Below are 12,495 nucleotides of genomic sequence, written 5' to 3'. Positions count from 1 at the left end.
GGTCTTGAGTTTTCTCCATCTTTTTGCCATTGACCTTTAAATGAAGTCATCCAAGCGCCATTTCGTTTACCTTTTCTTGGGAAAAAATCTGCATACAGAACAGCAATATAATTACCGGATGAATCTGTTACTTTATAAGTTTTAACTTCTTCATGGTATTTATCTATGGTGTTAATTTCTTCAAACTGTAAATCAAATAGTTTGTTTGAAACAGTGAATACACCTTGTATTACATTTTCTAATTTAAAATAAGGTTTTAATTGTTCTTCTTCTAAATCAAAAAGTTCTTTTTTAAGTTTTTCAGAGTAATAAGCACTATCCCATTTTTCAAGTTGATTGATTTTATCCTTTTTAGCGAAATTTAAAAGATTCTCAAATTCTTTTTCTGCTGCCGGTTTAGCTTTTGTTAATAAATCATCTAAAAAAGTAGTTACATTTTTTGGTGATTCTGCCATTCGCTCTTCTAAAACAAAATGTGAATGAGATTCGTAGCCTAAAATTGTAGCTCTTTTATAGCGTAATTTAACTAAGTCTAAAACTATTTGTTGGTTGTTAAACTTATTGTTTTGAAATGCTTTTGTTCCAAACGCCAATGCCATTTTTTTTCTAAGCGATCTATCATCTGCATAAGTCATAAATGGAACATAGCTAGGATAATCTAAGGTGAAAATCCAACCTTCCTTATTTTTTTGTTTGGCAACCATTTGTGCAGCTTCTATAGTGCTTTCAGGTAATCCTTTTAATTGTTTTTTATCGATTAAATGAAGTTCAAATGCTTGTGTTTCTGCTAGTACGTTTTCTCCAAAATTTAATTTTAATTTTGAAAGTTCAGCATCAATTTTCCGAAGTTCTATCTTGTCAGTTTCATTTAAGTTAGCCCCATTTCTAACAAAACTCTTGTATTTCTCAGTTAATAACGTATGTTGTTCTGGGCTTAAATTAAGTTCATCTTTTATATCATATATTAATTGCACCCTTTTAAAGAGTTGCTTATTTAAAGTGATGTCATTTGAAAATTCACTTAACATTGGAGAAACTTCTTGAGCGATTTTTTGAATTTCATCATTAGTTTCTGCTGAATTTAAATTAAAAAATACACTTGAGATTCTATCTAATATTTGTCCCGAAAATTCTAATTCTTCTAAGGTGTTTTCAAAAGTTGGTACTTCAGCATTATTTGTAATGATATCAATTTCTTCTTTAGCTATTTTAATAGCTTCAATAAAAGCAGGTTTAAAATGGTTGTTTTTAATTTTTGAAAAAGGAGCAGTTGAATAGAGTGTATTAAAATTATTTAATAATGGATTTTTCATTTTTTTAAGTAGAAATAATAGTTAGTGTGTAAAAATATTATGTTGTATTTAATTTTAAATGTACGCGAGTTATAATTAACCATATTTTAAGTGAGTTTTAACATATTTTTTTTGTTAAAAAATATACTAAAGTAGTATTTGTGCGTTCTAATTTTAGTTAGTAATTTTTTAATGATACTATAATGAAAACAATCTCGATACAAAGCGATTTATACAAAGCCCAATCAAAAATGACTAAAAACCCTGAAAAGATCATAAAGGTAAAAGGTTTAATTGAAAAAAAACATATAAATACCTTAACTCCTAAATTTAGTTATACAAACCATGAGGGAAAACTAATTTCACAAGACAAGGATATCACTTTATAAATTATTTTTAAGGTCTAATGCAGCTTTATTAACTTTTATTTTTAAATCTTCTTTGTACTGAAGAATGGTATTTTGTATATTTTTATTAGAACTTCCAATAATTTGTGCAGCTAAAATTCCAGCATTTAGAGCACCGTCTAACGCGACGGTTGCAACAGGAACTCCACCAGGCATTTGAAGAATTGACAATACAGAATCCCATCCATCAATTGAATTTCTCGATTTTACCGGTACGCCTATAACAGGAAGCGGACTCATAGAAGCTACCATTCCTGGTAAGTGTGCTGCACCTCCAGCGCCTGCAATTATTACTGAAATTCCACGTGTGTGAGCATTTTTTGCATATTCAAATAATTTTTCAGGAGTTCTATGTGCTGAAACAATATCAACCTCAGTTTCAATAGCGAAACTTTGTAAAATATCAATAGCTTGTTGCATAATTGGAAGATCTGAATTGCTCCCCATAATAATTCCTACTTTGCTCATAATATGTTTATTTACTAATTACTCTAATCGTATTTTTTACTTTTTCAGCTATTTTTCTAGCTTCATTTAAATTGTTATTCACAACTGTTACGTGTCCCATTTTTCTGAAAGGTCTTGTCTGTTTTTTTCCGTAAATATGAGGCGTTACCCCATCCATTTTTAAGATTTCTTCCATATTTTCATAAACAACATCACCAGAAAAACCTTCTTCACCAACCAAATTTACCATAATTCCTGCAACTTTGCTATCCGTATTTCCTAACGGAAGATTTAAAATACTTCTTAAATGTTGTTCAAATTGATTTGTATAAGAGGCTTCAATGCTATAATGGCCGCTATTATGTGTTCTAGGAGCAACTTCATTAACTAAAATTTCATCATTTTCAGTTTGAAATAGTTCAACGGCTAATAAGCCAATATGTTTAAAAGATTCAGCTACTTTCAAAGCGATTTTTCTTGCATTTTCAGCAACATCATCTGAAATTCTGGCTGGACAAATTACATATTCTACCTGATTTGCTTCAGGATGAAATTCCATTTCAACTACAGGATATGTTTTTATTTCTCCATTTTTGTTTCTGGCAACAATAACAGCTAATTCATTTTTAAAAGGAATTAATTTCTCAACAATACACTCAACATTTGCTAATGAATTTATATCACTTTGATTTCTAACAATTTTAACTCCAGTACCATCATATCCAAATTGAGCTGATTTCCACACGAAAGGAAATTCAAAAGTTTCCTTTTTTAATAATTGAAGAGATGAAAATCTTTTATGTGGTGAAGTTGGAATATTGTTTTCAACAAAAAAATCTTTTTGTCTGCCTTTGTGTTGTATAATTTGTAAAACACTAGGTTGAGGATAAATCTCTAAACCTTCATTTTTTAATTTTAATAAGGCTTCAATATTAACATGTTCAATTTCAATAGTTAGTAGATCTACTGTTTTACCAAAATTGTAAACGGCATCAAAATCTAATAAGTTGCCTTGGTGAAATTCATTACAAATTTGAGCGCAAGGTGCTTCAACAGAATTATCTAAAATACTAGTGTAAATATCAAATTTATGAGTTTCAGCTAGTAACATTTTTCCTAACTGTCCACCGCCTAAAACGCCTAATTTAAAATTTGATGAAAAATAATTTTTCATTTTTTATTGATTTCGTACAAAAATAGGAATCCGTTTTTAATTAGAGAGTTAATTATTGGTAATAATTAAAGTTGAAGGGTTTATTTGATTTACTTTATATTCTCTTGCAAAATGAGAATTACCAGCAGTTTGTGGAGCACCATCAATAATACTGTATTCACTATTGTCACAAGGACATTTCATTTTTAAGCTTCCATCAAAAACCATTGGTGTTGTACAATCATTATTTGGGCAAGCTCTTTCATATGCTTTATATGGTGGCGTAAGCCCAGTACTTTGTATAATTATTCCTTGAAGACCTCTGTTTGCTCCTTTTTCAATATATACCCATTCTGTAGGTATTTGTAAATTTTGATATTGAGGTAAATTTAAATTAAGTGTAACATCAACATTTGCAAATGGTAAAATATCATTTGTTTCGTTTTTTTCACATGAAATAAGAGCAACAATTAAAAATAAATAAAGTAGCTTCTGCATCGTAATAATTTGAAGTTTATTGGTAAACGCTTGCAATTTACAAATATTTTGTACATTTGTATTAAATCTCATTCTGGCTTTCAGTATTGAGATTTTTTGTATTTATTAAAATGATAAATTATGAGTAAAATTTCGTACTATTCAGTAGAAGGAATGAAAAAATTGAAGGATGAATTGGAGCATTTGGAACATGTTGAGCGTCCTAGGGTTAGTAATGATATAGCTGAAGCAAGAGATAAAGGTGATTTGAGTGAAAATGCTGAATATCATGCAGCAAAAGAAGAACAATCACATTTAGAATTGAAGATTGCAAAACTAAAGGAAGTAGTTTCTAATGCTAGAATTATTGATGAATCTCTTTTAGATACTTCTAAAATACTAATTCATTCAATAGTAAAAATAAAGAACACAGCTAATAATATGGAATTTACATATACATTGGTTGCTGATTCTGAAACAAATATAAAAGAAGGTAAATTATCAGTAAATTCACCAATAGGGAAAGGATTACTTGGTAAAAAATTAGGGGATGTTGCTGAAATTCAAGTTCCTAGTGGTGTTATGAATTTTGAAATTATAGATATTTCAAGATAAAGTATATTAAATAAAATCGTGTAAACCCTTTTCAGTTTGTTAATTGAGAAGGGTTTCTTACTTTTGATTAAAATATAATAAGATGTCAATATTTACAAAAATAATTAGTGGTGAAATTCCTTCGTATAAAGTAGCTGAGAATGAAAAATTCTATGCATTTTTAGATATTAATCCAAATGCAAAAGGTCATACACTAGTTGTTCCTAAAGAAGAAGTAAATAAGCTTTTTGATTTAGATGAAGAACTATATAATGAGTTAATGAGTTTTTCAAGAAAAATAGCCATAGCAATTGAAAAAGCTGTTCCTTGTAAGAGAATTGGATTGAGTGTTATTGGACTGGAAGTTCCTCATGTGCACGTACATTTAATACCTCTACAAGCCATGGAAGATATTCAGTTTATAAAGAAAGTAACACTTCAACCTGAAGAATTTGAAGCTATAGCAAAAGCAATTGCAGATAATTTATAACCTTATTTTTTTAACGAAATAGCAAAAGTAGATCCTTTATTTATTTCCGATTTTAAAACTGAAATTTTACCGTTATGGTAATCTTCAATAATTCTTTTTGCAAGAGATAAACCAAGTCCCCAACCTCTTTTTTTAGTGGTAAAACCAGGTGAGAATATTTGCTGTTGTATTTTCTTTGGAATGCCTTTACCAGTATCGGAAATGGTAATATTCACATTTTTCTCATTATCTGTAATATGAAGTTCAATTTTACCTTTTCCTTCCATAGCGTCAATCGCATTTTTTACTAAATTTTCAATAACCCAACTGAATAGTTGAAGATTTATGTTCGAAAAAATTTCTTTTTTTGGAGCATTAAAAATAAATTCAACTTGTTTAGAACTTCTTGATTTTAAATAATTAAAAGAACTAATTGTAGCATAAACAATATCTAGTTTTTTTAATATTGGAATAGAACCAATTTTTGAAAATCGTTCAGCAATGGTATTTAATCTATACACATCGTTTTCAATTTCTTTAACAGTATCTTCATCAGTATTTTCAAGGCGTAAAATTTCAATCCAGCCTAATAGAGAAGATAAGGGAGTACCAATTTGGTGTGCCGTTTCTTTTGCCATACCTGTCCAAAGTTTGTTCTGTTCAGCAACTTTATTAGATTTAAAAAATAAATAAATAACGCTTGCAAATAAAAATAAGATAAGAATTAGCGCAACAGGATAATATTTTAATTTGGTTAGCAAATCAGAATCTCTATAATATATATAAGACATAAAAACATCATTATCAAGTGTATAATTTATAATTATAGGTTTGTTTTGCCCTTTCATTATAGAAAGTTGCTTCTGTAAAAATTTAGATTCTTTTGACTTTTCAATATCTAAATTGGACCATTCTGTAATACTGTCTTTTTCATTAGTAATAATCATAGGAATATTATGATTGTTACCAATAATTTTAGATTCGAGTGAAATTTCAGCATCTAAATCGGCAGTGCTAAAACGCTCGTAAGCTTTTGCTAAAATTTCCATTTTAGCACGTTCTTCAGTTTTAAACTTTTTAAAAAAGTCATATGTATTCCACAAAATTAGCGCAACAATAATAAAAGAAGTAATTATTACAACCCATCTTATAATTTGAGAATTTTTATGTGAAGCCATATTCAAATATAGAATTTATGTTGATATAACTTAAAAATATAATAGATATTATTTATAAGTCAAATTATTTATATTTGTTTAAAATTGAAAACAATGTTAAGTATTAATCCAAAAGATATTCCAACAGTAAAATTACATGAATATTTATTAAGTGTAATTGCACCAAGGCCAATTGCTTTAGCGAGCACAATTGATGTTGATGGGAATCCAAATGTGTCGCCATTTAGTTTTTTTAACGTTTTTAGTGCAAATCCACCAATTTTAATCTTCTCACCAGCCAGAAGAGTACGAGGAAATACTACCAAGCACACCTTAGACAATGCTAAAGCTACCAAAGAAGTTGTGATAAATATGGTAAATTATGATATTGTACAACAAATGTCATTGTCAAGTACTGAATATCCAGAAGGTATAAATGAGTTTGAAAAGGCAGGTTTTACAATGTTAGCTTCTGAAAAAATAAAGCCTTTTAGAGTAGCTGAATCGCCAGTACAAATAGAATGTAAAGTGACTGAAGTAATTGAATTAGGTAATGAAGGAGGTGCAGGAAATTTAATAATTTGTGAAGTAGTGAAATTGCATATAAATGAAGCTTTTTTAGATAAAGAAGGAAGTATTGATCAGCAAAAATTAGATTTAGTTGCTCGAGCTGGAGGTAGTTTATATTCAAGAGCAAGAGAAGGTTTTTTTGAAATCCCGAAGCCTTTATCAATATTAGGCATTGGTGTTGATGCAATTCCTTCTGAAATTAGAAATAGTAGTATTTTAACTGGTAACAATTTAGGAATGTTGGGGAACGTTGAAGCTATTCCTTCGGAAGAAGATGTTAATAAGTTTGCAAAAGAACATGCTAATTATGTGGGGAATAATTCTACAAAAAAACATACATTTGCGAAAGCATTTTTAGAAAAAAATGATGTGATAAGTGCTTGGAAAGTACTTTTAATGAATTAATTTTAAGATATGGAAGTTACAGGAAAAATTAAAAAAATTGAAGAAACCAAAACTTTTGGAACAGGTGGTTTTAGAAAAAGAGAAATGGTATTGACTACAAATGACCAGTATCCACAAATGTTAAAAATTGAATTTGTACAAGATAAATGTGATTTGTTAAATAATGTTCAAGTAGGGCAAGATGTGAAAATATCAATTAATTTAACAGGTAGAGAGTGGATTAATCCACAAGGAGAAGCTGTTTATTTTAATGCAATACAAGGTTGGAGAGTTGAGGCTGAGCAAGGCGTAGGAGGTTCTGTTCCGCCAATGGCACCTTTAGATAATTTAGAAACAACTACTGACTTAAATGATAGTGAGCCAGACGATTTACCTTTTTAAGTAAATCTAAAATAATATTTTAAAAGAGAAAAGTGTAAACTTTTCTCTTTTTTGTTTGATTATATTTGTGAAAATTAGTTAAAAATGTATCTACTTTCAAAAGAATTGATATTTCCTCCAATACATTTAGCAAATGAAGATGGCTTGTTAGCTATTGGTGGAGATTTATCGGTTGAAAGATTATTGTTAGCTTATAAAAGTGGAATCTTCCCTTGGTACAATCAAGGAGAACCAATAATTTGGTATAGTCCAAACCCTAGAATGGTGTTGTTTCCTGAAAACTTAAAAATTTCAAAAAGTATGAAGCAAGTTATTCGTAAACGGGAATTCACAATAACATTTAATCAGAATTTTGAAGCAGTTATTTCTAATTGTAAAACCATTTTCAGAACTGCAGACCAAGGTGGAACTTGGATTACCAATGAAATTCAACAATCATATATTGAACTTCATAAAAAAGGAATTGCAAAATCGGTTGAAGTTTGGCAACATTTCGACTCCGCTCAAGGTGATAAAAAATTGGTTGGTGGTTTATACGGGATTGATTTAGGAACTGTTTTTTGCGGTGAAAGTATGTTTAGTAAAGTGAGTAATGCTTCAAAAATGGCATTTATTTATTTGGCTCAAAAACTGGAAAAAGAAAATTATAAGTTAATAGATTGTCAGGTTTATAATAATCATTTAGCAAGTTTAGGAGCCGATGAAATTTCTAGAGAAGCGTTTTTAAGTTTTTTAAAGTAAAAAGTCTTTCCTTCATATTTTTCTCAAAGGTTGTTACTTTTTTAAATCTTCCATTTCAGAAATTAATAGGGCTAATTTTTTTAAGATTCCTCCATACACCAAATTTATATCCCATTTTCCTATAACACCACCAAAGAAAGCCAACAATCCTACACCAATTATAAAGATAAGTATTCCAACTAAAGGAATTCCAAAAACTAAGTAGCTATTAGGAAATTCGATAAGGAAATTAGCTACAAATTCATTACCAGGGATATTTTCACCAAAGCCTCCAAACCAGAATCCAGCAATGAGCGATAAAAAAATATATGGATACAAAATTCGAGATAGTTTTGTGTTTGTTTGTACAAGTTCTTTTACCCAAGAGTTAAAGGACATTAAGTATTGATAACTATTTTCGGTTGTATCAATTTTATTTAATTTTTTGCTAAATTTTCTATTTATAAAAAGAACTGCAAAAAACATTAAAGCCATTGGAATCCCCATATATGGTATTTTAACGAAGATAGATATAGGAATTAAAACACAAGCAAATACAAGAATCGCAATCCAATTTATGCGATACATTCTTTTAAATTTATCTACTAAATGAATGGATTTTTGATTGTATAAATTATTTAATTTTGGAGCTACAAGCGCATCGTTTTTTAAAAAACCCTCTTTCCAAATTGTTTCTATTGATTTTTCCATTTTTAATTTAATATTTTTTTTAAACGTTCTTTAATTCTAGTAATTCGCACAGCAATATTATTGTGACTTGTGCCAATAATTTCACCTATTTCTCTATAAGGCCTTTCTTCTAAATACAATAAAATTACTGCTCTGTCAATTTCAGATAACTGTTTAATAGCATCGTATAATAGATTTAATGATTCATCTGAAAACGCATGATTATCTTCTGTTGCATCAGGAACTACATAATCAGATACGCTATGCTGACGATTATTTTTCTTTTTCTTAATCATTGTTAAACAAATGTTTAAAGACAATCTGTAAACCCACGTAGACCATTTTGATTCTCCTCGAAATTGATCTTTAGTTCTCCATACTTGCAAACAAACTTCTTGATAATAATCTTCAAAATCTTCTTGAGAATCAGTATAGGCCCTACATATTTTAATAATTATCCCGGAATAAGGCACAATTGAATTCGTGTAAAAATCGCTACTCATTAAATGTTTTTTCTTAATTAGTGTGTTAAGTTAAATAATATTACACGCTGTGTGAAATATTTTGAAATGATAAAAATGCAATTGAGCTATTTATATAAAGAAATGATATCTTTGAAGAATCATTAAACCAATATTTTATGGATATTAAAAACTCACAATTAATAGTTGATACTTGGATAAAAGAACACGGAGTTCGTTATTTTAATGAACTTACCAATATGGCACAATTAACTGAAGAAGTTGGCGAAGTAGCTCGTATTATTGCAAGACGTTATGGCGAACAGAGTGAAAAAGAAAGTGATAAAGGGAAGGATTTAGGCGAAGAATTAGCCGATGTTGTTTTTGTTGTGTTATGTTTAGCAAACCAAACGGGGATAGATTTACAAGCTTCATTTGATAAAAAAATGGATGTAAAAACAAAACGAGATCACGATCGTCACCAGAATAACAAAAAATTAAAATAAATGAGTACATATAAAAATCAACCTTTTTTAAAATTGACGTTGCGATTTGGTTTCATATTTTTAATAGTGATTACTATTCTTAAAATAATATTTTCTATTTTTAATCATGGTGGATTAGATGGAATGATTGCTGAGTTCTTTTCAGCTGACACTTGGCTATTATTTGTTAAAATGCAATTAATGATGTCTGCATTATATGGCCTATTTATGGCTGGCTATTATAAATTTGTAAAAAAATAATGTTATTGAGATTTTTTATTTTAGCTTAGGACGAGCTAAAGTGAGGCTATTTCAAGATTTGAATAAATATTGTAGGGTCTCCAGTCGAGCAGGGAACAAACTATATAACCATCATGTAGTGCTTTTTTTGACAATTTAATTTGTAACACAGATGTTACAGATTACTTCAATATCATTTGCGAAAGAAGTAGAATAATACTAAAACTCCATTTTTTCAACACTAAATTTTGCCAAAACATTGTGTAGTATTTCTTGAAGTACTTTAGAATTAATATTGGTATAAAATTGATGTTGGCTAAAGGTAGTTTTAGCTGAAAGTAAGTTGTTCTTTTCTAAAACAACTTTTGTTTGTTTGGCAACAGCTTCACCAGAATCTATAATATTCACATCGGATCCCAAAATTTCTTTTATTTGTGGAATTAAATAGGGGTAATGTGTGCAGCCCAAGACTAAATGATCGATGTTAAAATTTAGCATAGGTTTTAAATAGGTTGAAAGCAACTCATTTAATTCTTTAGAGTTTAATTTACCGGCTTCAATAAGTGGTACTAAGCCTTCGCCATCTTGTTCTATAGTGGTGATGTTTTTGGTGTATTCAGCAGCTGTTTTTTCAAACAACTTACTTGTTAAGGTTCCCTTAGTTGCTAAAATTCCTATAGCACCAGTTTTACTTAAAAGCGCCGCAGGTTTAATGGCAGGTTCAATGCCTATAAATGGTATCGTATAGGTTTTTCGTAAATAATCAATGGCATTAGTGGTTGCTGTATTACAGGCAACAATAATAAGTTTACAACCTTTTGAAATTAAAAGTTCTGTGTTTTTAATACTTAATAAAATAATTTCTTCAGGTGATTTTTCTCCATAGGGAGCATTTATACTATCAGCTAAATAAATGGTGTTTTCATTGGGAAGTAGTTTTATAACTTCTTTCCAAATAGATGTACCGCCAATTCCAGAATCGAAGATGCCAATAGGTTTGTTTTTCATTAGAATAAAAGTAAAAAAAAATCCCGCAAGTGCGGGATTTTTTTGAATCAATATTTTTTTATTGAATACCTAACTTCGTTTTTACTGATGGTAATAAATCTGTACCATTAGCAACAATTAGAGTAGATGCTTCTAAAACGTATGTAAAACCTTGTGCAGTTGCAACTTCATCAATAGCATTTTTAGCTTTTTCTAAAATTGGTTTTAATTTTTCGTTTCTTTTTTTAGTAATATCTTCTCTAGCAACTTGAGATGCTTGATACAAATTTTGTTGATCTTGTTGAACTTCAGCTCCTCTTTGTTGGTTTACTTCGTCAGTTTGAGAACCTTGTTCAGCTTGGTATTTTTTTAATTTAGCTTCTAATTTAGCTTCTTCAGCTTTTAATTCATTCTCGTATGTTTTGCTTAATTTTTCTAACTCAGTATTTAAAGCTTTAGTTTCAGGCATTAAACTTATTAATAAATCGGTGCTAATATGACCAACTTTTTGTTGTGCTTGTACTGTGTTAAATCCTAAAGTAATTATTGCAATTAATAATAAAGTTCTAAAATTTTTCATTTTTAATTTGTTGTTTTTAATTAATTATTCTCTTGTTTTTCTTCTTTTGCTTTTTTAGCGTCTTCAATTTCTTGTATTCTTTTTTGCCTTTTGGCTTCAATAGCGGCTTTTAATTCTTCACGCTTTTTCAGTTGAGCAGCTTTTTTATCTTCTATTTTCTTTTTTAATTCAGCTTGTTTTATTTCTCGATCGGTTAATTTATTTTGTGTTTCTTCACTAATAACAGCTGACTCATTTTTTTGTTCACCTTTTTTATTCCTCTTTTCTTCAACTTCAGTAGTCTTTTTTGATCTATTAATAGCTGTAATAATTAAGTCACTAATATCATATGCTTTATTTGTGTACAACATAATTAGTGAACTTGAATTATCTAGTACAAAATCATATTTTCTTTTTGTAGCAATATCTTGAACTGAATTATAAACCAAATCTTGAATTGGTTTTACTAATTGTTGTCTTAAAAAATACAGATCTCCATTTACGCCAAAATAGCTTGCTTGTAATTTTTTCACCTCAATTTCTAATATTTGTATATCTTCTTCTTTTTCAAAAATTAGTTCTTCAGTTAATAAAGCTTTCTCATTATTTAATTCAGCTTTTAAATCTTCAATTTCCTTTAGTTGTTTTTCAATATTATTTTGCCAACCATTTGCTTTAGCATTTATTTTTGCTTGAGCTTCTTTATATTCAGGAACATTTTCTAAAATATATTCCATATCAATATAACCAATCCTTTGAGCTTTTTGTGCATTTGAAGCAAAACTCAAAATTAGGAAAGCAAATAAAAGAACTTTTTTTATCATAGTTAATATGTTTTAAGAAAAAATCGTGCCATTTTAATAATCATTTACAAATATAACTGATTTAGATTAAAATTGTTGCCCTATAATAAAGTGAGTTTGCCATCCTGATTTTTCTAAAGTTCCTGGTAAAGGATCGAATCCATGAGCAAAATCAATTCCTAACATTCCAAAGGCTGG

The 12,495-nt window shown here is 29.0% G+C and carries 18 protein-coding genes; 8 read left to right on the top strand and 10 right to left on the bottom strand.

Annotated features, from left to right (window positions below; genetic code table 11):
• Nucleotides 1-1,313: M3 family metallopeptidase (locus Q0352_RS00760; RefSeq protein ID WP_299522056.1), on the bottom strand; the 1,313-nt coding region annotated here is incomplete at its 3' end.
• A gap of 182 nt (nucleotides 1,314-1,495) precedes the next feature.
• Here Q0352_RS00760 and Q0352_RS00755 point away from each other — a divergent pair.
• The gene (locus Q0352_RS00755) at nucleotides 1,496-1,681 is read left to right on the top strand and encodes a hypothetical protein (RefSeq protein WP_299522053.1); all 186 of its coding nucleotides are present in this window, start codon (nucleotides 1,496-1,498) and stop codon (nucleotides 1,679-1,681) included.
• Here the strand turns inward: Q0352_RS00755 and purE are convergent.
• Genes purE through Q0352_RS00740 form a run of 3 tightly spaced genes read right to left on the bottom strand, consistent with a single transcriptional unit; the run spans nucleotide 1,676 to nucleotide 3,797 of the window.
• Entirely contained in the window at nucleotides 1,676-2,167 is a 492-nt protein-coding gene (purE, locus tag Q0352_RS00750) for a 5-(carboxyamino)imidazole ribonucleotide mutase (RefSeq protein WP_299522050.1), read from the bottom strand. The two genes, Q0352_RS00755 and purE, sit on opposite strands and share 6 nt — an antisense overlap.
• Nucleotides 2,168-2,174: 7 nt before the next feature.
• The gene (locus Q0352_RS00745) at nucleotides 2,175-3,320 is read right to left on the bottom strand and encodes a 5-(carboxyamino)imidazole ribonucleotide synthase (protein ID WP_299522047.1); all 1,146 of its coding nucleotides are present in this window, start codon (nucleotides 3,318-3,320) and stop codon (nucleotides 2,175-2,177) included.
• A gap of 48 nt (nucleotides 3,321-3,368) precedes the next feature.
• The gene (locus Q0352_RS00740) at nucleotides 3,369-3,797 is read right to left on the bottom strand and encodes a hypothetical protein (RefSeq protein WP_299522044.1); all 429 of its coding nucleotides are present in this window, start codon (nucleotides 3,795-3,797) and stop codon (nucleotides 3,369-3,371) included.
• 120 nt (nucleotides 3,798-3,917) lie between these two features.
• On the opposite strand from Q0352_RS00740, the gene greA reads away from it, so the two are divergent.
• Together greA and Q0352_RS00730 are read left to right on the top strand one after the other, a co-directional pair.
• Nucleotides 3,918-4,391 carry a transcription elongation factor GreA gene (gene greA, locus Q0352_RS00735; RefSeq protein ID WP_299522041.1) on the top strand — a complete coding sequence of 158 codons (474 nt, stop codon included), beginning with the start codon at nucleotides 3,918-3,920 and terminating at the stop codon, nucleotides 4,389-4,391.
• 82 nt (nucleotides 4,392-4,473) lie between these two features.
• A complete protein-coding gene (locus tag Q0352_RS00730; RefSeq protein ID WP_299522038.1) occupies nucleotides 4,474-4,860 on the top strand; it encodes an HIT family protein in 387 nt (128 codons plus the stop codon).
• Between the two features lie 2 nt (nucleotides 4,861-4,862).
• On the opposite strand, the gene Q0352_RS00725 is transcribed toward Q0352_RS00730, so the two are convergent.
• Nucleotides 4,863-6,017, bottom strand: a complete 1,155-nt coding sequence (locus tag Q0352_RS00725) for a HAMP domain-containing sensor histidine kinase (RefSeq protein WP_299522035.1) — start codon at nucleotides 6,015-6,017, stop codon at nucleotides 4,863-4,865.
• Nucleotides 6,018-6,110: 93 nt separating this feature from the next.
• Here Q0352_RS00725 and Q0352_RS00720 point away from each other — a divergent pair, with 93 nt between their 5' ends.
• From Q0352_RS00720 to aat, 3 genes are all read left to right on the top strand, one after another.
• Nucleotides 6,111-6,971, top strand: a complete 861-nt coding sequence (locus tag Q0352_RS00720; RefSeq protein ID WP_299522032.1) for a flavin reductase family protein — start codon at nucleotides 6,111-6,113, stop codon at nucleotides 6,969-6,971.
• Nucleotides 6,972-6,980: 9 nt separating this feature from the next.
• A complete protein-coding gene (locus tag Q0352_RS00715; protein ID WP_299522029.1) occupies nucleotides 6,981-7,352 on the top strand; it encodes a DUF3127 domain-containing protein in 372 nt (123 codons plus the stop codon).
• 84 nt (nucleotides 7,353-7,436) lie between these two features.
• A complete protein-coding gene (gene aat, locus Q0352_RS00710; protein ID WP_299522026.1) occupies nucleotides 7,437-8,093 on the top strand; it encodes a leucyl/phenylalanyl-tRNA--protein transferase in 657 nt (218 codons plus the stop codon).
• A 33-nt stretch (nucleotides 8,094-8,126) separates the two neighbouring features.
• On the opposite strand, the gene Q0352_RS00705 is transcribed toward aat, so the two are convergent.
• Complete coding sequence (locus Q0352_RS00705; RefSeq protein ID WP_299522023.1) at nucleotides 8,127-8,783, bottom strand: hypothetical protein; 657 nt, start codon at nucleotides 8,781-8,783, stop codon at nucleotides 8,127-8,129.
• A 2-nt stretch (nucleotides 8,784-8,785) separates the two neighbouring features.
• The gene (locus tag Q0352_RS00700; RefSeq protein WP_299522020.1) at nucleotides 8,786-9,265 is read right to left on the bottom strand and encodes a sigma-70 family RNA polymerase sigma factor; all 480 of its coding nucleotides are present in this window, start codon (nucleotides 9,263-9,265) and stop codon (nucleotides 8,786-8,788) included.
• A gap of 137 nt (nucleotides 9,266-9,402) precedes the next feature.
• On the opposite strand from Q0352_RS00700, the gene Q0352_RS00695 reads away from it, so the two are divergent.
• Both Q0352_RS00695 and Q0352_RS00690 read left to right on the top strand, forming a co-directional pair.
• On the top strand, nucleotides 9,403-9,729 hold the full coding sequence (locus Q0352_RS00695; protein ID WP_299522016.1) for a nucleotide pyrophosphohydrolase: 327 nt from the start codon (nucleotides 9,403-9,405) through the stop codon (nucleotides 9,727-9,729).
• The gene (locus Q0352_RS00690; RefSeq protein ID WP_299522013.1) at nucleotides 9,730-9,969 is read left to right on the top strand and encodes a hypothetical protein; all 240 of its coding nucleotides are present in this window, start codon (nucleotides 9,730-9,732) and stop codon (nucleotides 9,967-9,969) included.
• A gap of 198 nt (nucleotides 9,970-10,167) precedes the next feature.
• Here the strand turns inward: Q0352_RS00690 and murI are convergent, their stop codons facing one another.
• Genes murI through Q0352_RS00675 form a run of 3 tightly spaced genes read right to left on the bottom strand, consistent with a single transcriptional unit; the run spans nucleotide 10,168 to nucleotide 12,318 of the window.
• Nucleotides 10,168-10,956, bottom strand: coding sequence for a glutamate racemase (gene murI / locus Q0352_RS00685; protein ID WP_299522010.1), 789 nt, complete (start codon nucleotides 10,954-10,956; stop codon nucleotides 10,168-10,170).
• Nucleotides 10,957-11,014: 58 nt separating this feature from the next.
• Nucleotides 11,015-11,515, bottom strand: a complete 501-nt coding sequence (locus Q0352_RS00680) for an OmpH family outer membrane protein (RefSeq protein ID WP_299522007.1) — start codon at nucleotides 11,513-11,515, stop codon at nucleotides 11,015-11,017.
• A 20-nt stretch (nucleotides 11,516-11,535) separates the two neighbouring features.
• Nucleotides 11,536-12,318: an OmpH family outer membrane protein gene (locus tag Q0352_RS00675; protein ID WP_299522004.1), complete on the bottom strand. Its 783-nt coding sequence runs from the start codon at nucleotides 12,316-12,318 to the stop codon at nucleotides 11,536-11,538.
• Nucleotides 12,319-12,495 lie beyond the last annotated feature (177 nt).

Origin of the sequence: uncultured Lutibacter sp. (genome assembly GCF_937891065.1) — a bacterium.
Taxonomy (GTDB): Bacteria; Bacteroidota; Bacteroidia; order Flavobacteriales; family Flavobacteriaceae; genus Lutibacter.
This window is presented reverse-complemented; position numbering and strand designations above follow the sequence as displayed.

Coding starts and splice junctions, on each gene's coding strand:
- Q0352_RS00755 (WP_299522053.1), top strand. CDS start 1,496: ATGAAAACAATCTCGATACAAAGCGATTTATACAAAGCCCAATCAAAA.
- purE (WP_299522050.1), bottom strand. CDS start 2,167: ATGAGCAAAGTAGGAATTATTATGGGGAGCAATTCAGATCTTCCAATT.
- Q0352_RS00745 (WP_299522047.1), bottom strand. CDS start 3,320: ATGAAAAATTATTTTTCATCAAATTTTAAATTAGGCGTTTTAGGCGGT.
- Q0352_RS00740 (WP_299522044.1), bottom strand. CDS start 3,797: ATGCAGAAGCTACTTTATTTATTTTTAATTGTTGCTCTTATTTCATGT.
- greA (WP_299522041.1), top strand. CDS start 3,918: ATGAGTAAAATTTCGTACTATTCAGTAGAAGGAATGAAAAAATTGAAG.
- Q0352_RS00730 (WP_299522038.1), top strand. CDS start 4,474: ATGTCAATATTTACAAAAATAATTAGTGGTGAAATTCCTTCGTATAAA.
- Q0352_RS00725 (WP_299522035.1), bottom strand. CDS start 6,017: ATGGCTTCACATAAAAATTCTCAAATTATAAGATGGGTTGTAATAATT.
- Q0352_RS00720 (WP_299522032.1), top strand. CDS start 6,111: ATGTTAAGTATTAATCCAAAAGATATTCCAACAGTAAAATTACATGAA.
- Q0352_RS00715 (WP_299522029.1), top strand. CDS start 6,981: ATGGAAGTTACAGGAAAAATTAAAAAAATTGAAGAAACCAAAACTTTT.
- aat (WP_299522026.1), top strand. CDS start 7,437: ATGTATCTACTTTCAAAAGAATTGATATTTCCTCCAATACATTTAGCA.
- Q0352_RS00705 (WP_299522023.1), bottom strand. CDS start 8,783: ATGGAAAAATCAATAGAAACAATTTGGAAAGAGGGTTTTTTAAAAAAC.
- Q0352_RS00700 (WP_299522020.1), bottom strand. CDS start 9,265: ATGAGTAGCGATTTTTACACGAATTCAATTGTGCCTTATTCCGGGATA.
- Q0352_RS00695 (WP_299522016.1), top strand. CDS start 9,403: ATGGATATTAAAAACTCACAATTAATAGTTGATACTTGGATAAAAGAA.
- Q0352_RS00690 (WP_299522013.1), top strand. CDS start 9,730: ATGAGTACATATAAAAATCAACCTTTTTTAAAATTGACGTTGCGATTT.
- murI (WP_299522010.1), bottom strand. CDS start 10,956: ATGAAAAACAAACCTATTGGCATCTTCGATTCTGGAATTGGCGGTACA.
- Q0352_RS00680 (WP_299522007.1), bottom strand. CDS start 11,515: ATGAAAAATTTTAGAACTTTATTATTAATTGCAATAATTACTTTAGGA.
- Q0352_RS00675 (WP_299522004.1), bottom strand. CDS start 12,318: ATGATAAAAAAAGTTCTTTTATTTGCTTTCCTAATTTTGAGTTTTGCT.